We start from the raw sequence: 20,604 nt of genomic DNA, 5'->3' as shown, positions 1-20,604 counted from the left end.
TAGGGGTTGATAGCAATGTGAAAATTAATTGAAACAGCCTTATGATCAAAGAATTTTTTTGATAATCGAAAGCTACGGATTTGAAATATGACCCATTTTAATTCAGAAATGTGTTTAGTAATCAGAACCAATAAATACAAAAGCCATGAAACAATTAGCTCGAATAATATTATTTCTAATCTTAGGGTTCGCCTTTAGCTCATGTGGTGGGGATGAAATTGATGCATGTGTAGGTGCTGCTAGTGATCCTGTGACTTATGACATTGATTGTGACGACTGCTGCAGAGATAATGGATATAAAAGGGGAGTCATCACCACAAGTAGTTCTGCAGGGACCACTACCACAAGGAAATGTAAATGTAGCGGAGATGCCGACTGAGTAAGTAGATACTGTCATTGTAGCTTCTTAATGAATCTACAATGACAGCTTTTGGTTAAATTAAATCACGCCCTGCGCCTTCATGGCCTCAGCTACTTTCAAAAAGCCAAAGATATTAGCTGAAGCTAAATAGTCGTGATCATTCAAATCATATTCTTCAGCAGTTTTGACACAGTTATCGTGAATACCTTTCATGATACTCTTTAATTTTTCGTCCACTTCCTCTCTTGACCAGTATACGCCAATTCGGTTTTGACTCATTTCCAAGCCGGAAACTGCCACACCTCCAGCATTAGTAGCCTTGCCAGGAGCATATAATATTCCTGATTCACAAATAATATCAATAGCTTCAGTGGTTAAAGGCATGTTTGCACCTTCAGTCAGCAGTTTAATACCGGACTTTTTTAAATTTTCAGCATCCTTTTTGTTGATTTCATTTTGAGTGGCACAAGGGAAAACACAATCTGCCTTGACCTTCCAAAGTGGATTATGATCTTTCTCTGAATCCACCTCTTCATATTTAGCATCAGGATATTTTTCTAGGTATTCTGAAATCCTGCCTCTATTGATATTTTTTATCTCTTTGATGAATTCCAATTTTTCGTTGTCAATTCCATCCTCATCAAGTATGTAGCCAGAAGAATCTGATGCGGTGATGGGTTTGGCACCTAGCTCAATTAATTTTTCCAATGTATATTGTGCCACATTTCCTGAGCCAGAAACCAGGCATTTTTTATCCTTTAGTGTGTCCTCAGCTTTCTCTAGCATATATTGAGAAAAATATACCAAGCCATAGCCAGTTGCTTCAGGCCGAATCAAACTACCGCCCCATTCTCTTCCTTTTCCTGTAAGCACCCCCGTGAACTCATTTTTTATTTTTTTATAAGCACCGAAAAGATAGCCTATTTCTCGTCCACCAACGCCAATATCACCTGCCGGTACATCTGTGAAATGCCCAATATGGCGTGATAATTCTCCCATAAAGGCTTGACAGAATCTCATGATTTCAGCATCTGATTTTCCCTTTGGATTGAAATCAGCTCCTCCTTTTCCACCCCCTAGTGGCAAGCCGGTCAGTGCATTTTTAAAAATCTGTTCAAAGGCCAAAAACTTTAAGATGGATTGATTTACGGAAGGATGGAATCGTAAGCCACCTTTGTAAGGGCCTAATGCACTGTTCATTTGCACCCGGAAGCCTCTGTTGACTTGCACTTCACCATTATCATCCAACCAGTTCACTCTGAAGGAAATCAGTCTTTCAGGTTCCGCCATCCGTTCTAGCAATTTCAAGCGGTGATATTCAGGATTTTTTTTTAAAACAGTTCCTATAGAGGAAATCACTTCTTCCACTGCTTGAATGAATTCGGGTTCATTCGGGTTTCTTTGCTTGATTGTTTCGAGTAGTTCGTTTTCCGACATAATATGTGATTGAATATCAATTAATATTTAAAGATGAGAAAAATTATTAAATCTATTAATCTTGTTCTTGAATTAGTATTTAAATGTATCTATTTGCTAAAACACAATCACATCTAAGTACTCTCTGAACACATTATTGTTCCACTTTGGTCCGATTTTTGATTTTGTCAAATAAGTAATCAAAAATCAGCCCTATGAAAAAGCTATCATTTTTACTACTGATTGTTATAGTGATCACCTCTTGTACCGATCGCGGGAGACTAGAAAGAAGAGAAGACAGGATTGAAGGCAGCTGGTACTTCGATCGAGCTTTTTACAAAGAAGATTTGGCCTTGTTCAGGGATAATATTATTAGAGATTTCAGGGGAGACCAAATTACTTTCTATGAGGAGGGTTATGCCGAATATTATGATGCCTCACTAGATGCCTATTTTAGTGGAGATTGGTTTTTAACACTACATAAAACCCAATATCACGATGGAAATGAAAGACTTTATACTCTTGATATGGAGTTCTTAGATCATATCCATCGTGAAAGGTTTAGTTTTTATAGCAATGCCACTAGAATTGGTTTTAATAACCTTAATCTAGAAGTTTATGATGATTTTGGCTTTTATACATTTAGGCTCAATAAATTAGACTAATAAACCTTGTTGTATTATCAGCCAAGCCCATCAAGTATCAGTACCCACTTTGTCAAGGTTAGGTGAATGCAGTTGTAAGGAAAAATAAGTAAGTGAAATAATCACTCTTTCTCTGATAATTTTTTGACTAATGCCGTCACCCAACTCCTAGGAGTAAAACGCACACTAAAGGCCATCAATTTATTTTGAAATCCATGGATGGCAACTCTTTTTCCTTTCATCATGGATTCAAAACCGTACTTTGCTACTTGGGCTGAGGTTGGTAATTTCTTACCCTTAACTAATTTAGAGTCTCCTAAATCTGCGGCATTCTGAAAACCCGAAGCGGTTGGACCAGGGCAAAGTGCTGTAACCGTGACACCTTTTCCATTCAACTCCTCCGCTATCGCTTCCGAAAAAGCTAAAACATAATGCTTCGTAGCGTAATAAACAGCCATAAGTGGACCAGGCTGAAAAGAAGCTGTGGAGGCTAGTTGCATAATTTTTCCTGATTTTCTTTTAACCATACCATCTAAATAGAGCCTAGTCAAAATAGTTAAGCTTTTAATATTGAGACCTATCATTTCTAAAGCTTTGTTTAAGTCTGATTTATGGAATTCCTCAAAATCACCAAAACCAGCATTATTGATCAAGTAGTCAACTTGAATATTGTCCTTTTCAGTTAATTCAAAAAGTTGGTGGGCAGCTTCAGGATTAGAAAGATCCGATGATATAACAGTTGCTGTGATTTTGTACTGACTTTCTAATTCCTTTTTGAGGTCATTTAGCTTTTGTTCTGACCTAGCGACTAAAACCAGATTGTGCCCTTTTTGTGCGTGAATTTTTGCTAGCTCCAAGCCTATGCCAGAGGAAGCTCCTGTAATTAATGCAGTTTTCATGATATTATTATTTTGTGATTGAATGTTCATTCGGTTTAAAGACAAAATTTTTATGCTTTGGCTGCTTGCCAGGCAAATTGTGCTAATTCGTTAATAGCGATTTTGGAGAGCTCTTTTTGTTGATGAAATATTTTTGCGGCCGAAACTACTGTTCCATGCACCATTTCAGTTAAGATTTCTACATCTATTGATTTTAAATATCCTTTTCTTATTCCTTGTCCAAGAAAATCAATGATCGGCTGATAGTGCTTTCGTTGCTCTTCTTTAGTTTCTTTTCTGATAAAAGGAGATTGAGCATATTGCTCCAAAAACTGAAATGTTTTGCTATTGTCCGCATAGAAGATAAATAGTGAAATCCATATGGATTTATAATCAGCTTCATAATTCTCTCCATTAACTGTAGCCAATTGCATGGCTCTTCCCATTTTTCCCTTCGATTCTGTATACAATGCTTCTAACAGAATTTCTTTGTTTTCAAAGTGATGATAGATTGTACCAGCCGCTACTTTAGCTTTTTTGCTAATCATTGACATAGGAGTGGCATGAAAACCATGTTCAGTTATTAAATCTAGTGTAGCTTCTAATATGAGTTCTCTTTTATTCATTGATGCAAATATACGAATGAATGTTCATTCGGTTTTGTTAATTGCTAATTTTTTGATTAGAAAATGCTTTAATTCACTTAGTTTTCGATCAAGGCTTTATAAAAGATCATGAAATGACCAAATAGCAGGTACAAAAAATAAGTGTTCATGCTTGAATTTCTGGAAGAGCTATGCTGATTGCTACTTTGTAATTTATAATTTCTCTTTCAAGAATTTGGCGGTATGATTATCCTTTAGCTTAGCCATATCCTCCGGAAGTCCTTCAAAAACCACTTCGCCACCTTTTTGACCACCTTCTGGCCCTAAGTCGATGATCCAATCGGCTGTTTTTATCACTTCCATATTGTGCTCGATGATGATGACTGAATTGCCTTGTTCTATCAATGCGTTTATGGATTCCAGCAGTTTTTTTATGTCGTGGAAATGTAAACCTGTGGTTGGCTCATCAAAAATAAAGAGATTGTGATCATTTTTTGTACTTCCACCTTTACCCAAATACGAGGCTAATTTCACTCGCTGTGCTTCTCCACCACTCAATGAATTAGAAGATTGACCCAAACGAATATAGCCCAAGCCAACATCAAATAATGGTTGTAATTTATTGATAACGGGATTATTTCCTGCGAAGAATTCTAAACTTTCCTCTACGGTCATATCTAAAACATCCGCTATATTCTTATCCTGATATTTTATCTCCAGGATTTCGTTTTTGAATCGCTGGCCTTTACAACTTTCGCAGGTGAGCTCTATATCGGCCATAAATTGCATCTCAATTTTTTGGATACCCTCTCCTTGACACATTTCGCATCTACCGCCATCCACATTGAAACTGAAAAAGGCAGGTTTGTAGCCTCTCTGCTTCGCTAATGTCTGATCAGAAAACAACTGCCGGATAGCATCATAGGCTTTCACATAAGTCACTGGATTAGATCGAGAAGATTTTCCGATCGGATTTTGGTCAACGAATTCTATGGATTTTACCTTTTTGTAATCTCCATCAAGCTTTTCAAATTTTCCTGTGGCTTCACTGCTTCCTTGCCCAATCATTTTGGCCAATGCCGGATTTAAAATCTTTTTAATTAAAGTAGATTTACCAGAGCCACTAACTCCTGTTACTACAGTCAAAACTTCCAATGGAATTTTGACTTCCTTGATATTCAAATTATTTTCCTTTGCTCCTTTAATGGAAATGCTGTTTTTCCATTTTCTTCTACTTTTGGGAACGGCTACTTCATTACTGCCATTTAAGAATCGGGCAGTGTGTGTATTATCGGCTTTCTTTAATTCTTCCAGATTGCCTTGAAACACCAACTCTCCACCATGAGCACCGGCATCCGGACCAATATCAATGATTTCATCCGCTTCAATCATCACTTCTTCCTCATGTTCTACCACGATAACGGTATTGCCCAAATCCCGTAAAGTCTTGAGCACTTTCACCAATCGAGCAGTATCCCTCGGGTGCAAACCAATGGAAGGTTCATCTAAAATATACATAGAGCCTACCAAAGCACTTCCTAAAGAAGTGGCTAATTTAATGCGCTGAAATTCGCCTCCTGACAAAGTGGAAGTCAAGCGGTTTAAGGTGAGATAACCTAGCCCCACTTCTAGCAAATATTCTAATCGGCTGTTAATCTCTTTTAGAATTCTACCTGCTATTTTCTGTTCATTTTCAGATAATTTGATTTTCTCGAAAAATTCCAGCAATTGGTCAATAGGTTTCAATACCAATTCAATAATGGAAGCATCATTAATTTTTACATAGCCTGCATCTTTCCTTAATCGTGTTCCTTTGCAATCCGGACAAGTAGTTCTTCCTCTGTAGCGGGAAAGCATAACCCTGTACTGAATTTTATGCATTTTGGACTGCAAATGCTCGAAAAAAGCATTAAGTCCTTTGAAGTATTTATTGCCTTCCCAAAGTAGGTCGTATTCAGCTTTCGTTAATTCTTCAATAGGTCTGTGGATAGGAAAATCGAATTCAATTCCGTGTTTTAATAGTGGTTCTGCCCATTTTTTCATGGTTTCGCCCTTCCAGGGAGCTACAGCTCCTTCATAAACCGAAAGTGTTTTGTCTGGAATTACTAAATCTTCATCAATTCCCAATATTTTCCCAAAGCCTTCGCAAGTTCTGCAGGCTCCGTAAGGGTTGTTGAAACTGAATAAATTTATGGTCGGCTCTTCAAATTGAATTCCGTCTAATTCAAAGCGATCGTTAAATTCCTTTTTCCCGTCTGATGCTACATAATCAATAATACACTCGCCATGCCCTTCGAAAAATGCTGTTTGGATCGAATCTGATATTCTGAATTGATTATCTTCATCTTCTTTTTGCACGGAAGTTCGGTCAATCAGAATATATAAGTCTTTTCTTTTCAGAGATTGGTTTTCCTCTAAAATATCTTCTATCTGTAAAACCTCTTCTTTATGAACAACTCTGGTATATCCCTTGCTCAATAGCAATTCCAATTCTTGCTGCAAGGTTCTGCCTTTGGGAACAATCAAAGGAGCCAATATCATGAATTTTTCTCCTTCTTGATGATGATGGATTTCATCTGAGATACTTGAAACCGTATCTCTCGTTACTTTTTTTCCGCTTTTAGGAGAATATGTAGTCCCTATTCTAGCGAACAGAAGTTTCATGTAGTCGTAAATCTCAGTAGTTGTTCCTACCGTAGATCGAGGGTTTCGGGTATTTACCTTCTGTTCGATGGCAATGGCCGGAGAAACACCTCGGATAAAATCTACTTCAGGTTTCTCCATTCTTCCTAAAAACTGGCGAGCATAAGAACTTAAACTTTCCACATACATTCTTTGGCCTTCAGCAAATAAAGTATCAAAAGCTAAAGAAGACTTTCCGGAGCCCGAAAGTCCAGTAACGACTACTAATTTATTTCTAGGAATGGCAACGCTCAAGTTTTTTAGATTATTAACTCTAGCGCCTTTAATGATAATATATTTTTTAGGGTCAAGATTTTCGAAATCAACTTGACCATTAATTTTTTCGACTACTTCCATAAGTTTACAAAGATAAAAAGCTAACCCGAGAAAAGTGAATTTGTTGGGAGGATTAGTTAAAGGACTCCAAACTATGAGAAGTAAGATTTAAATTCAAATATAAGTCTGGTGTTTTCGTGTTACATATCTTGGACTAGCAGCTTGCCAATTTTATAATGAAGATTTATCATTTTTTCGTTAATATAGCACTTGACAACACCCCATATTTTCAAAGATAGGAATGGATTATAATCAACTTAATTGGGATGACCTTATCAACATTGGTTTTGTAGGCATTATGTTTTTTGTCCTCTTGTATGCGCTAGGCGTATATGCATACGAGAAAAAGGTAATTTATTTCTATTATTCTCTCTATATTTTTGTGCTTGGTATTTATCTGTTTTCAAGATCTGAATTTGTGTACAACAATATAATCAGTGGAATAGAAGCTTATTTGCCTAGAGTAAATTTTTTAATAACGGATACTTTTCAATATATAGCTCATTTTGCAGCACTTCAATTTGGAATATTGTTTTTGCATGCAAAAAAGGATTATCCTATTTTCTACAGAGCTGCTTACTACGTCAGAATTTTCTTTTTTACCGCCATAGTATTATCTATTCTTAATATAGGAACTTCCAATAATTTGGTATTTAATGATTGGCTATCAAATATAGAGCGGACCATCGCTACTATTGCAACCATATATATGCAAATAGTAATTTTGGCGCAGCGCAAGAATAGACTTGTTATTTTTTATATGGTTGGGTCCATTTTATTTTTAGTTGGAGCTGTTGTATCTGTTTTTGCTTTGGATGTAATTTTCATGCGAATCGGTACACTGTTAGAAATACTGTTGTTTTCACTAGGTTTAGCTTATAGATCTAATTTGATTCAAAAAGAGCGAAATATATTTAAGGAGCGGATGATTTCTGAAACCCAGGAAAAAGAGGAATTGTTGAATAGATATAATGAGGATTTGAAAAGACAGGTGCTAGAAAGAAGTGAAGCTCTCATTAATGAGCAGCAGCTTTTTGAAAGGGAAAAGCAAAAGGTTTTGAAACTTTCGCTTGAAAAGGAAATCGATAGGGTGAAAATGACTGCTCTAAGAAGTCAAATGAAGCCCCATTTTCTATTTAATGCTCTAAATGCCATCAGAGCTTTAATAATTAAAAATGATGCACATCAGGCTTATGATTACTTGACGGATTTTTCTAGACTTGTGAGGTATATTCTAGAAAGTAGTGAAAATGATTATGTAAGTCTAGAAGAGGAATTGAAAATGCTTAAAATATATGTTAGAATCGAGCGAATGCGCGCTGATAATGGTTTTGAGTATTCTGTTAATGTAGATAGTTCCATTGATAAGCGAGCGATTAGCATTCCACCCCTTATTCTGCAACCTTTTTTGGAGAATGCTATAGTACATGGGGTAGATACTGCAAAAGAAAATCAAATAATTAGCCTAAAAATAAGCTTATTATCTAGTTCTATTATTAAGTTCGAGGTTCAAGACAATGGTAGGGGACGGGAAAAAGAGAGTAATGAAAATAAATTTACTGAACTAGGGAAGAAAAAATCGATGGCCGTGGAGCTCACAAAAAAGCGTTTAGATTTGCTCGATAGTGATCAGGCAAAATTAGAAATAGAAGATATTTATTTAGAAGATGGATCAGCCGGAGGAACAAAAGTAGTTTTATATTTACCATTAATTAAATATGGAAAGAAAATTGAAAGCAATATTAGTTGATGATGAACTTCATTGTCTGGAGACCTTAAGATTTGATCTCGAAAGATTTTGCAGTGATCAAGTTAGTATTGTTGGAGAAGCGCAAAATTTAGTAAAAGCTACAGCGATGTTGATTGCTGAAAAGCCAGATGTTCTCTTTTTGGATATTGATTTTCCCGGAATGAATGGCTTGGAATTTTTAGAAACTATCGGAGATATTAAGGTGCGTGTTATTTTTACAACTGCACATAGTAAATATGCGATTCCAGCTTATAAATTTAAGGCAGAAGCTTTCTTATTAAAACCCATTGAAGCATCAGAATTGAAAGAAGTAGTGTCAAAACTTTTTCATGAAACTAGTAATGAAGAAAAGCATTTTATTCATGACAGATTGGCTATAAATGATATGCATGGCACTACCTATATTCCCTACCAGCAGATAATGGCCTGCGAGTCGAATAATAATTATTGCATCATTCACCTGAAAGGTGGAGCAAGTCAAACAGTAAGTAAAACGTTGAAACACATAGAACAGACGATAAACTCCACTACTTTTTTAAGAATCCACCAATCCTATCTTATTAATACAGAATATATTAATAGATACCTCAAAAGTGATGGTGGTTCAATAGAAATGATAAATAAAGAAATTTATCCTATTTCAAAAAGCTATAAGGAAAGAGTTCATAAATTTTTGGAGCTTTAAACAGCATACTCACTCAAGTGCACCGCTGACTCAGTGAGACCAATCATGCACTATTTATAAGTTGTAAGATACATTTTTAACCTCTATAATTGTTATATATTTAGATTAATTTGCATTAATAATATATTTTATGAGGACTCAATTAGATAATTTTTGATTATCCTTGACCCGATTAAAGAATTATTGGTGTGTAGCTAAATGAAAGGAAAAACTATATCTAAACAATTATGAAAAATTTAAAATTATTCAACAAATGGACAGTGCTTTTATTAGCACTAGTATTCACGCTTGCGTGTAAAAAGGATGATGAACCTAGTGTTGGTGAACCACCAAGTGCAGATGCGGGGACAGACGCTGATGCTTTTGTGGGAAGCACCGTTTCATTAAATGGTAGCAATTCTTCAGATCCTGAAGGCGGAACATTAACTTTTAGCTGGGAATTGACTTCCGCTCCAACTGGAAGTGACGCGAGTATAAATAGTGCTTCAAGTGAAAGAGCGACATTCATTCCAGATGTAGCAGGTGATTATACCGCGACATTAACGGTAGAAGACCCTGATGAGAATACAGATACAGATGATGTAATAATAAGTGTAACTGAAAATCAGAATGAGGCTCCTGAAGCTATCATAAGGGATGCTGAAAATGATGCAATATCTCCAGATAATAATAACAATGTAGTGAATGTTGGAAATGTATTCCAGTTATCTGGCGCTAATTCAACTGATCCGGAGAACGATGCATTAAGCTACTTATGGGAAGTGACAGCAGCTCCAAGCGGTAGTGCACCTATTTTAGAGAATGCAGAGACTTCTACTTTAGATTTTACTGCTGATGTTCCGGGCGAATTTACGATTGCGCTAACTGTAGATGATGGAAATGGCAATCAAAATACAACAGATGTAACAATTGAAGCTGAGGTTTCACCTGTTATTATTAATTCGAATATTACGGAAGATACAACCTGGGAAGACATTTATGAAGATCCTAGTTTACCAGATTATCGTGTTACAAATGCCATTTCAGTTAATTCAGAAGTTACACTAACTATTGAGCCTGGCGTAGTAATAGAGTTTGAAAGTGATAGAGGTTTGCAGGTTAATGGAGCCCTGATTTCAGATGGTTCAGAGTCTAGTAAAATAGTTTTTACAGGTACAACAAAAGAAAAAGGATTTTGGAAGGGTATAGCCATTTATTCGCCTAACATAAACAATCTACTGAACCATACTATAGTAGAGTATGCCGGTAGTTCCGAATTCGGTTTTGGAGTCCCTAAAGTAAATGTAGGAGTAGAAAATGGTGATAAACTTAAAGTGACCAATTCCACATTCAGCAATGGTGCAGGATACGGATTGTTCTTTGAGAACGGTTCGGATATAGAGGATTTTTCAGGAAATACTTTTTCTGATAATGATGGCTTTCCTCTTGGACTTCCTATCAACAACGTAGGTGAACTTGACATAGCTTCCACATTTAGCGATAATGGTGATAACGAAGTAGCTGTATTCGGTTCTACTTTAAACCAAACGAATGAAATTGAGTGGAAAAACTTCGAAGATAATACGTCCTTCCGGGCCCTTGGAAACTTAACTGTTAATTCAGGTTTATTGATTTCCGAAGGGACTACTATCAGTTTCGCTTCAGATGTTGGTCTCGAAGTGAGTGGTGATGGTTATTTAATTGCAAAAGGAACAGAAACTGAAAAGATTACATTCACGGGAGTCATAGAAGAGGCCGGCTTTTGGAAAGGAATTGTAATTTATAACAATAACATTAATAATGAACTTGATCACACCATTGTATCTTATGGAGGTAGCACAGCCTTTGGCTTTGGTATTCCAAAAGTAAATGTTGGTATCGAAAATGGGGATAGGTTAGCTATTACTAATTCAGAGATTTTCGGCTCAGCGGAATATGGTGTATATGTGGAATTGGGTGGTGAATTGTTAGACTTTGCAAATAATGACCTGCACGATAATGGTTCATATCCTATAGCTTTATCAACTTTTAATGCTGCGAAAATTGACGCTGCATCTGTTTTTAATGTTGGTAATGGAGATAATGTTGTCAATATCTTAGGAAACACATTAAATGAGGGTGCAACTGAACTGAGCTTGGTTGAATTGTCAAACGGGACAAGCTATTACCTTACTGATAATTTAGACATTAATTCAGGACTAGTGTTGCAAGATGGTGTTAAAATTGAGGTTGCAATTGATAAACTGATTGAAGTTTCAAATGATGGATACCTAATAGCTGATGGTACAGCAAGTAAAGGAATCTCAATTACTGGAAAAACAAAAAGCCCAGGTGCATGGAAGGGTATAGCAATTTACACCAATGATGTTCGAAATCTTTTGAATTATGTAACTGTTTCGCATGGAGGCAGCACAGAACAGGGTTTTGGTATTCCAAAAGTCAACATTGGAGTTGAAAACGGAGATCGATTAACGGTTACAAACTGTACAATTACAGATTGTGATGGTATTGGATTATTTGGAGAGGCAGGATCAACTGTGACTCAATCTGATAATACTTTTAGCAATAATGTAACTGATATTGAAATAAATTAATTTAAAAAAAGAAGAGGAGATAGTAGATATACTCTGCTTTTCTCCTCTCATAAAATATAGCTATGAAAAAACTAACATTACTATTAGCGTTCATTAGTATCGTTTCAATTGTTGCAAAGGCACAAGATGACGATAGCGATGGAGTTGTCCACCAAAAAGGAAATAATTTATTCAATGCAGGAATTGGATTAGGTTATTATGGATACGGATTACTGGGTAATCAAACTTATAGTTTACCTGCTCTTACTGCCAATTATGAAATAGGGGTTCATGACTATTTTGGAGTAGGACCCTACGTAGGTTATAAGAGTTATAGGTACTCCTATTTGAATGATGATTACGGTTTCAATCTAATCGCTTTTGGAGCACGAGGCTCTTTTCACTATAGTACTTTACTCAGAGAAGAATTAGATATTGATATTGATGACTCCAAGTGGGATTTATATATTTTAGCAAATTTTGGGTTTGAGATTACAACTTTCTCAGGCGATACTAATTTTGAAGGAGATGTAGATTTTATATTTCTTAGACCAGCACTTGGTGTAAGGTACTACTTCAACAAAAATTTCGCAATGTTTGGGGAAGGAGGAAGAGGAGCTTTAAGTTATTTGACTTTGGGTATTACCCTAAAAATGTAATTGAACATGAAAACGAGACCTAGACAAAACAGGTGTTTGTTTAGGTGTTGTTTTTTCATTTTAAGCCGGAAAGCCGTCTCCTTTGGAGGCGGTTTTTTGTTTTTGTTGTAAATAGAATTCTTCCTTTCATCAAAATTTGTTTTTACCTCTTCTCATAAAACTGTAGTTTAAAACTTCAGTTTCTATAACTCACATCCTTATGAGGAAAATATATTTAAGTTTTTGTTGTATTATTTTCAGTGTTTCAGTCACGCTTTCTCAAGAGCTAGATGAATTGAGTGTGAAGAAAATCATGCGTGATCCTGCGTGGATTGGTCATTCACCTGACAATTTTTATTGGGGCGAGAAAAGTAACAAACTTTTTTTCACTTGGAACCCTGATTCTAATCCATCTGATTCGCTTTATTCCTACGATCTTGAATCTGGAGAGACCAAATCCATCAATTATAAGCTGGAAATGAGCTATCCTGAAAGGAATGGAGTTTACAACAAAGCGAGAACAGAAAAGCTGTTCATTAGAGATGGAAATTTATATTTAGCTGATATCAATTCAGGGAAAATAGAAACTCTGATTGAAAGTTCAGAAAGAATTTCAAATGCAGGATTTTTCTCGAATGAAGAAAAAGTGCATTATACAATTGCTAACAATATCTTCAGCTGGGATCCGAGAAGTGGAAAAACCAGACAATTGGTGGAGTTTAGTTCAGAATCTGAACCCAAAGAGAAATCAGCTAAAAAATCTGAAAAAGAAAAGTGGCTCAATAATCAGCAAATTGAGTTAATCAGTGTATTAAAGGAAAGAAAAGAGAAAAAAGAAAAGTCTGAAGCATACAATGAAAGTATTAAGCGAGCAGGAATCCCGACGGTTTATCTAGATGGAAAAAGGCTAATTGAATCTAGCTTCAGCCCGGATGGGGAACATATCATTTACAGACTGTACATTTCACCCAAAGATAATGATAATACCATAGTACCTGATTATGTAACAGAATCTGGAAATACTGAGGATCTTAGGGCCCGATCAAAAGTAGGTGGAGAACAGGCTTATATGGAGTTGGGTGTTTTTAATCTCAAAACTAGAGAGAATAAAATAGTTAGCATTGATGAGGTAGATGGACTCAAGCAAATCCCTGAATTCTGGAGTGATTATCCTGAAAGAAAAGAAGAAGATTATGAAACTAGGAAAATGATTTTTCAATCACCTTTATTTTCAGAGGATGGAAAATATACTGTGATTGATGCAAGAGCTACCGACAATAAAGATCGATGGCTGTTTTTGCTTAATCCTGAAAGTGGGGAATTAGAGCTTATCGACAGACAAAGGGAAGAAGCGTGGATTGCTGGACCCGGTGTTGGTTATGCTTGGGGCGGTTCCACCAAAGGGTTTTTAGCAGATAATAGAACGCTTTACTATCAATCGGAAGAAACTGGATACAGTCATCTCTATTTTGTGGATTTAAGTAAAACTAAGAAGAAAGAGAAACAACTGACCAAAGGTGATTTTGAAATTTACGATGTGAATTTATCCAATGATAAAAGTCATTTCTATTTCTTGGCCAATCCAGAAAGTCCAGGCATCAGGAATTTATATAAAATGCCAGTAGATGGAGGAAAAATGGAGCAATTGACTTCTGATAAAGGCGGAATGGAATATGCGCTGTCACCCGATGAAAGTAAAATTGCTTTGAGAAAGAGTACGGCTAATCAGCCTTGGGAATTATATGTAATGGATAATCAAGCTGATGATGAAGCCAAAAGAATTACCAATTCAATTTCAGATGAATTTCAATCTTACGAATGGAGAACTCCCGAATACATCACTTTTGAAGCAGAAGATGGGGCAGAAGTTCATGCGCGATTATATCAGCCAGAAGGCGGAAGCAATGGAAAGCCAGCTGTAATTTTCGTGCACGGAGCCGGATATTTACAAAATGCGCATCAATGGTGGAGCTCGTATTTTAGGGAATATATGTTTCATAATTTGTTGGCGGATAATGGTTACAGTGTTTTGGATATTGATTATAGAGGAAGTGCCGGCTATGGGAGAGATTGGAGAACCGGAATTTATCGCCATATGGGTGGAAAAGATTTAAGTGATCAGGTTGATGGAGCCAAATTTTTAGTGAATGAATTCGGTGTGGATAAGGATAATGTAGGAATCTACGGAGGTTCTTATGGTGGTTTTATCACCTTGATGGCCTTGTTCAATGAAGCAGAAACTTTTAAATCAGGGGCGGCTCTCCGATCAGTTACTGATTGGGCACATTATAATCATGGTTACACCAGCAACATCTTAAATACGCCAGTGGAAGATCCAATTGCTTACGAAAGAAGTTCCCCAATTTACTTTGCAGAAGGCTTGGAAGGAAACCTATTGATTTGCCATGGCATGATCGACACCAATGTACATTTTCAGGATGTAGTTAGACTCTCTCAACGATTAATTGAATTGGAGAAAGAGAATTGGGAGATGGCTGTTTTCCCTCTTGAAGGTCACGGATTTGTCGAGCCTAGCAGTTGGACAGATGAATACAGAAGGATTTTTGAGTTGTTTGAAGAAACCTTGAAAGAGTAGAAAGTATTAAGGTTTTAGTTGATTTTTATTAAAACCCTAAATATCTTTGTTAGAGACTCGAATGGTTAATAAAATTTTAATTCAATAATTCATAATGAAAAATAAATTTTTCTTGTTTATAGCATTTGCACTTTTGCTATCATGCACAGAGGATGAGGTCTATACAGATAGCGAGCTTGTGGCTCAAAAAATTCAATCTGTCATTGATCAAGAGAATGTTACTCACGTACTTATAGCACGACTGAATTCTAATAACAGCTGGTTTACAGTAGATTCATCTACTGATTTCGAAATAGATGGAATTTTTATAAGAATCAACGATAATGTACCTAGTTCTTATAATTTGGATAAGTTGTTTGAATATGAGATTAGGAGAAATTTTGACGATACCTTGATTGAGCTTGTGTTATATTTTAGTATATAGGCATATTACTAAATTATAACATTTGGGAAAGTAAAGAATGATGTAGGCTTGCCTTATGAGAGTCAAGATTTCTTGTTTTGACTATACTTGCTATTTTTGGTGCAAATTTTAGTCTTGGAATGAAGGTTGAATTTTTAATTTCTTCGACTTCTTTTTGTTATTTCTACTGGTTCTTTAATTCCAATAGGTTCCTGAATAAATTCTTCCTAATCCCAAGAATCTATTAAATCTTTGAGCGTTGCTGTGTGTAATCTTCTTGATTTTTTAGACTTTACTATTGCAAACGACCCCGGAATTATTTGATTTTTTTCTCATTCTTCGCAAGCATAGTCTCAGTAGGCGGATTATTTCATAATGAGATGAGCTAAAACCGAAGAATACCTACAACTTCCTAATCCTAAAACTCCATAAAATAATCACCACAATCCCAAGCGCATTTCTCAGAAATACTTCATTAAAACTGTAGCCTTCATCTACTAAAACTCCGAAAAACAAAGGACCTAAAGCAGTACTTAACACCATAACAGTCACAAATAAACTCCTGACTTTCCCGATAATGTCGGCTCCAAAAATCTCCACAAAAAGTGCGTTTTTCACTGTTCCGCCAAATCCATTGGCAAAGCCCATAAGTGCTAATGATAAAGGGTAAATGATGGGTGCGTCACTAACCAATAAAGTGAGAACTCCAATGACATAAGGAATGAGGACAAATGGAAATAACTTTTTAGCTGTCAGTTTATCAATATAGGGGCCTGCCATAAACATACCTAATGCACTGGCGCCAGCAAAAGCAGCAAGTGAGGTAGAAACCCAAGCAGCGCTCCACCCTTTAGCCGCACCTAACTTTAACTGGAAAAAGAAGATGGCTGTATTGGTAAATCCTAAAGCAAAAACAGCGGGAGCAATAATTAAAAATGCTTTATGGCTTAAGATCTTCCAGGCACTCACTTTAGTTGTACCCAAACCAAATTCCGGCTCAACCTGGACTTGTTCTTTCTGTTTTTTGCTGTATAGCCAATAAACTAGTGGCATGATAAACACAAATACAATAGCCGCATTTAACTGTAGCGATCCTCTCCAACCTAACCACCCTATTACTAAAGTAATAACAACAGGCATAGTAGCTTCTCCAAATGGGTGACCAGTAGTAGCAATTCCTATGGCTTTACCTCTATTGGTGTCAAAATATCTTGACATGGTGGAAACGGCTGTATGACTCATTAATCCTTGACCAAAAAGGCGCAGCATATAGAGCCCGACAAATACCATGATGATGTGCATAGAGAAAGATAAAACGAGGAGAGCAGTCATCAAGCCAATCAAAATCATGGCCATGTAACTGCCTAGTTTCATACGATCGAATAGGCTTCCTAAGGTGGGCAAAGTAAAAGCTGATGCAACCGTTGCCGCAGCGTATAAGCTTCCCATTGAAGTGTTATTGAGCCCCAACCAACTTTCAATATCAGGTACATAAAGCGAAATCAGGAAAGTCTGCCCAAAACTGGAAAAATAGGCAAATACAAACCCTAAGCTTAAAATGTATTTATATTCTTTAAATAATGTTTTCCACTTACTCATTTGATAGATTTTTAGTAGTAGCGAAGCGAAGATCCCGAGACGTAGGAATCAGGAAACCTAGAGTCTAGACTGCTTTAAATCTAATTCTCGCTTTTCCTGACAATTCTATTTAAATAGACAATTGACAAAAGTTCTCTATTTTTTTACTGCCTAGTTCCCCGCCAGCTGGCGGGCTACTTCCTCCTTTTATCCTTCGGCTTATTCCCAAAAGCTTTATCCCTAGCCTTACCACTCAAGTTCTTCTTTTTCTTTTCGTGGAATGCTCCCTTGAAGTCAGGGTTTTCTAAGTGCTTTTGACGATCGATTTCTTGTTCCATATCTTTTTTCTCTGACGGGAGTGTTTCCATCAGTTCAATCTCTTTCGGCAGTTCTAGGACCTTGATTTTCTTCTGGATTAGTTCCTCAATTTTATCGATATGGTAAACGTCCGAAGGGTCAACAAAGCTAATAGCAATCCCATGATGTGCTGCACGTCCGGTTCGCCCGATTCGGTGAACATAGTCTTCATATTTATTAGGGACTTCGAAGTTGATCACATGGCTAACTTCTTCTACATCTATTCCCCTGGCCGTCACATCCGTGCTTACGAGTACTCTGACATTTCCAGATTTAAATTCATTGATCGCATTAATCCGAGTTGATTGTGCTTTGTTGGCATGGATCACTCGCACTTCCTCGCTAATTCTTCGCTCAATAAAACTGTATACATTATTGGCATTCTTTCGAGTCCTTACAAAAATTAAAACCCTACTGAAATCTTCATTCTCAAAAAGGTATTTCAATAAATTTATTTTGGTTAAGAAATTAGGAACATGATAAAGCGACTGCTCAATTAATTCTGCAGTCATGGTTTCAGGTGTTACTTCTACTTTTTCCGGGAAGTCTGTAAATTCGTAAGCATATTTTTCAACCTTCTCAGGAAAAGTAGCGGAGAAGAATAAATTCTGCTTTTTCATGGGTAGAAGCTCCAGCACCCTACGGATCTGAGGCATAAATCCCATATCCATCATGCGATCCGCTTCATCCAACACAAAAGTTTTAATTTGCTTGGGTTGTAATACGCCAGCACTATAAATATCTAAAAGCCTGCCTGGAGTTGCTACAATAATATCGCAACCTGCAGCTACTTCTTCTGCTTGTTTTTTCGGGCCAATTCCACCATAAAGACAAACAGTTCGTAAATCTGTATATTTTCCTAACTCCAGAATATTTTCATATACCTGCATCACCAATTCGCGGGTAGGAGCTATGATCAGAGCCCTAGGGTCGTGACCTTGAGCATATTTCAATTTCATTAAAAGGGGCAGGACAAAAGCAGCGGTTTTACCGGTCCCTGTTTGGGCAATTCCAATTACATCATGTCCATTCAAAATCCTAGGAATTGCTTTTACTTGAATTTCAGAAGGTTTTTGGTAACCCAAATCATCAATGGCATTGAATAATTGTTTGTTGAGTTTAAAATCTTGAAAGGATGCGGTATCTTGCGACATGAAGTCTGTTCTTTAAGAAAAAATTAACTGAAATATGAAAACCATTCTGATTGTCAATGCAAATATAGTAAATGAAGGGCGAATTCAGCAGTTAGATGTGCTGATGAAAAATGGACGCTTTGAAAAAATTGCATCCAGCATTAATGCTGAAGAGGCTGATGAAGTAATCGATGCTGATGGAAAGTACCTTTTACCAGGCTTAATTGATGATCAGGTGCATTTTCGTGAACCAGGCTTGACGCATAAAGCAAATATATTCACAGAGTCAAGAGCAGCTGTTGCAGGAGGAATTACTTCATTTATGGAAATGCCTAATACTGTGCCCAACGCATTAAATCAAGAATTACTCGAAGATAAATATCAGATTGCCGCTAAAAACTCTATTGCCAATTATTCTTTCTTCATGGGGGCAAGCAATGACAATATAGAGGAAGTCTTAAAAACAGATCCTAGAAAAGTGTGTGGCGTAAAGGTTTTCATGGGCAGCTCAACCGGAAATATGTTGGTGGATAATGAAGATACACTCAATAATATCTTTTCTAAAGTTCCGATGTTAATTGCTACACATTGTGAAGATGAAGCCACAATCAGAGCCAATACAGAAAAATTTAAGAAAGAATACGGAGAGAATGTACCGATTGAAATGCATCCCATAATCCGTTCTGAAGAAGCATGCTATTTGTCTTCATCTTTAGCGGTTAAACTGGCAAAAGAGCACGGTTCAAGACTTCATGTGCTCCATATTTCTACTGGAAAGGAAACGGAGCTATTTGACAATTCAATTCCATTAGAAAAGAAAAAGATCACAGCAGAAGCTTGTGTTCATCATCTTTGGTTTAGTGATGAGGATTATAAGGAAAAAGGAACCTTGATAAAATGGAATCCAGCTGTAAAAACTGCTGAGGATCGAGAAACCATATTTCAAGCACTTTTAGATGATAAAATTGATGTGCTAGCTACCGATCATGCTCCACATACATTGGAAGAGAAGCAAAACAAATATTTTTCAGCGCCTTCCGGTGGACCATTAGTTCAGCATAATCTAATGGCACTTTTAGATTTTCATAAGCAAGGAAAGATATCCTTAGAGAAGATTGTAGAAAAAGCTTCACATAATGTAGCTACTCTATTTAGAATAGAAGAGAGAGGCTATATCCGAGAAGGCTACCATGCAGATTGTGTATTAGTAGATTTAGGGAAGGAATATACAGTATCCAAAAGTAATATTTTAGCCAAATGTGGTTGGTCTCCTTTTGAAGGGCATACTTTTCCTTCATCTGTTCATAGCACTTTTGTAAATGGGAATAAAGTTTACGAAAACGGAGAAGTAATTGAAGCAGGAGTGGGAGAGAGGATGTTGTTTAAAACCAATGGAATTTAATTTATTTGATTTGAGTTTTATAAATGATAACTTGAAAGTATGAAGAATACCACAAAAGAGGATTTAAAACGAGATCTGATAAGCTGGATTAATGCCCAAGAAAATGATGCCATATTGCGTCAAATTGAGGATATAAAAAGATACTCAGATAAGGATTTTTGGGCGGATTTATCTGAAGCCGAAAAAGAGTCTATTAGGTTGGGACGAGAAGATGCTAAAAAAGGAAACTTAATTTCTCAATCGGAAGCAAAAAGGCGCTATGGAAAATGGCTATAAGGTCTTATGGACTGAAAAAGCATTAAGTGAATTAGAAGAGATTTCAAATTATTTAAAAAATAGATGGCCTGATGTAGTTACTGTTAACTTGAAAGAAGCCATTGACTTCACAATTAGTCTCATTGAAGAAAATCCAAGATTATATCCCAAATCTGAAAAAGAGAATATTCACAAAGCTGTTATCTTAAAATATAATAGTCTTTATTACGAGATAGATGAAGGCGAAAAATCTGTAATTATTTTATCCTTCTTCAATAATTATAAAAATCCAGTTGATAGAAAACTGTGATTATAACCTTAATTGAACTAAAC

17 protein-coding genes are annotated in these 20,604 nt (G+C 36.4%); 11 read left to right on the top strand and 6 right to left on the bottom strand.

The window, feature by feature from the left end; genetic code table 11:
• Positions 1 to 145: 145 nt before the first annotated feature.
• Entirely contained in the window at positions 146 to 379 is a 234-nt protein-coding gene (locus B9Y84_RS20450; RefSeq protein ID WP_139828095.1) for a hypothetical protein, read from the top strand.
• Between the two features lie 60 nt (positions 380 to 439).
• Here B9Y84_RS20450 and gdhA read toward each other — a convergent pair whose 3' ends face one another.
• Complete coding sequence (gdhA, locus tag B9Y84_RS18380) at positions 440 to 1,798, bottom strand: NADP-specific glutamate dehydrogenase (RefSeq protein WP_085518865.1); 1,359 nt, start codon at positions 1,796 to 1,798, stop codon at positions 440 to 442.
• Between the two features lie 194 nt (positions 1,799 to 1,992).
• On the opposite strand from gdhA, the gene B9Y84_RS18375 reads away from it, so the two are divergent.
• Positions 1,993 to 2,442, top strand: a complete 450-nt coding sequence (locus tag B9Y84_RS18375; protein WP_085518864.1) for a hypothetical protein — start codon at positions 1,993 to 1,995, stop codon at positions 2,440 to 2,442.
• A 101-nt stretch (positions 2,443 to 2,543) separates the two neighbouring features.
• Here B9Y84_RS18375 and B9Y84_RS18370 read toward each other — a convergent pair whose 3' ends face one another.
• From B9Y84_RS18370 to uvrA, 3 genes are all read right to left on the bottom strand, one after another.
• Positions 2,544 to 3,320: an SDR family NAD(P)-dependent oxidoreductase gene (locus B9Y84_RS18370; RefSeq protein ID WP_085518901.1), complete on the bottom strand. Its 777-nt coding sequence runs from the start codon at positions 3,318 to 3,320 to the stop codon at positions 2,544 to 2,546.
• 50 nt (positions 3,321 to 3,370) lie between these two features.
• Entirely contained in the window at positions 3,371 to 3,925 is a 555-nt protein-coding gene (locus B9Y84_RS18365; RefSeq protein ID WP_085518863.1) for a TetR/AcrR family transcriptional regulator, read from the bottom strand.
• A gap of 192 nt (positions 3,926 to 4,117) precedes the next feature.
• Entirely contained in the window at positions 4,118 to 6,943 is a 2,826-nt protein-coding gene (uvrA, locus tag B9Y84_RS18360; protein WP_085518862.1) for an excinuclease ABC subunit UvrA, read from the bottom strand.
• 220 nt (positions 6,944 to 7,163) lie between these two features.
• On the opposite strand from uvrA, the gene B9Y84_RS18355 reads away from it, so the two are divergent.
• From B9Y84_RS18355 to B9Y84_RS18330, 6 genes are all read left to right on the top strand, one after another.
• Positions 7,164 to 8,672, top strand: coding sequence for a histidine kinase (locus tag B9Y84_RS18355; protein WP_085518861.1), 1,509 nt, complete (start codon positions 7,164 to 7,166; stop codon positions 8,670 to 8,672).
• On the top strand, positions 8,641 to 9,357 hold the full coding sequence (locus tag B9Y84_RS18350; protein ID WP_085518860.1) for a LytR/AlgR family response regulator transcription factor: 717 nt from the start codon (positions 8,641 to 8,643) through the stop codon (positions 9,355 to 9,357). The genes B9Y84_RS18355 and B9Y84_RS18350 overlap by 32 nt, the downstream gene beginning before the upstream one ends.
• Before the next feature lie 227 nt (positions 9,358 to 9,584).
• Positions 9,585 to 11,930 (top strand): right-handed parallel beta-helix repeat-containing protein, encoded by a 2,346-nt coding sequence (locus tag B9Y84_RS18345; RefSeq protein WP_085518859.1) that lies wholly within the window; start codon positions 9,585 to 9,587, stop codon positions 11,928 to 11,930.
• A 62-nt stretch (positions 11,931 to 11,992) separates the two neighbouring features.
• Entirely contained in the window at positions 11,993 to 12,568 is a 576-nt protein-coding gene (locus B9Y84_RS18340) for a hypothetical protein (RefSeq protein WP_085518858.1), read from the top strand.
• Positions 12,569 to 12,767: 199 nt separating this feature from the next.
• Complete coding sequence (locus B9Y84_RS18335) at positions 12,768 to 15,143, top strand: S9 family peptidase (RefSeq protein ID WP_085518857.1); 2,376 nt, start codon at positions 12,768 to 12,770, stop codon at positions 15,141 to 15,143.
• A gap of 112 nt (positions 15,144 to 15,255) precedes the next feature.
• Entirely contained in the window at positions 15,256 to 15,567 is a 312-nt protein-coding gene (locus B9Y84_RS18330; protein ID WP_139828094.1) for a hypothetical protein, read from the top strand.
• A gap of 381 nt (positions 15,568 to 15,948) precedes the next feature.
• Here the strand turns inward: B9Y84_RS18330 and B9Y84_RS18325 are convergent, their stop codons facing one another.
• Together B9Y84_RS18325 and B9Y84_RS18320 are read right to left on the bottom strand one after the other, a co-directional pair.
• On the bottom strand, positions 15,949 to 17,145 hold the full coding sequence (locus B9Y84_RS18325) for an MFS transporter (protein WP_085518855.1): 1,197 nt from the start codon (positions 17,143 to 17,145) through the stop codon (positions 15,949 to 15,951).
• 173 nt (positions 17,146 to 17,318) lie between these two features.
• Positions 17,319 to 18,635, bottom strand: coding sequence for a DEAD/DEAH box helicase (locus B9Y84_RS18320; protein WP_085518854.1), 1,317 nt, complete (start codon positions 18,633 to 18,635; stop codon positions 17,319 to 17,321).
• Positions 18,636 to 18,669: 34 nt separating this feature from the next.
• Between B9Y84_RS18320 and B9Y84_RS18315 the strand changes: the two genes are divergently transcribed.
• From B9Y84_RS18315 to B9Y84_RS18305, 3 genes are read left to right on the top strand one after another with little or no spacing between them, the layout of a single operon-like run.
• On the top strand, positions 18,670 to 20,016 hold the full coding sequence (locus B9Y84_RS18315) for a dihydroorotase (protein ID WP_085518853.1): 1,347 nt from the start codon (positions 18,670 to 18,672) through the stop codon (positions 20,014 to 20,016).
• A 39-nt stretch (positions 20,017 to 20,055) separates the two neighbouring features.
• Positions 20,056 to 20,292: a hypothetical protein gene (locus tag B9Y84_RS18310; RefSeq protein WP_085518852.1), complete on the top strand. Its 237-nt coding sequence runs from the start codon at positions 20,056 to 20,058 to the stop codon at positions 20,290 to 20,292.
• A complete protein-coding gene (locus B9Y84_RS18305) occupies positions 20,276 to 20,581 on the top strand; it encodes a type II toxin-antitoxin system RelE/ParE family toxin (protein WP_085518851.1) in 306 nt (101 codons plus the stop codon). Before B9Y84_RS18310 ends, B9Y84_RS18305 begins: the two co-directional genes overlap by 17 nt.
• Positions 20,582 to 20,604: the final 23 nt, after the last annotated feature.

It is taken from the genome of Marivirga sericea (assembly GCF_900177665.1).
GTDB classification, from domain to species: domain Bacteria; phylum Bacteroidota; class Bacteroidia; order Cytophagales; family Cyclobacteriaceae; genus Marivirga; species Marivirga sericea.
The sequence above is the reverse complement of the archived record's forward strand: the minus strand, read 5'-3'. Positions and strand labels throughout refer to the sequence as shown.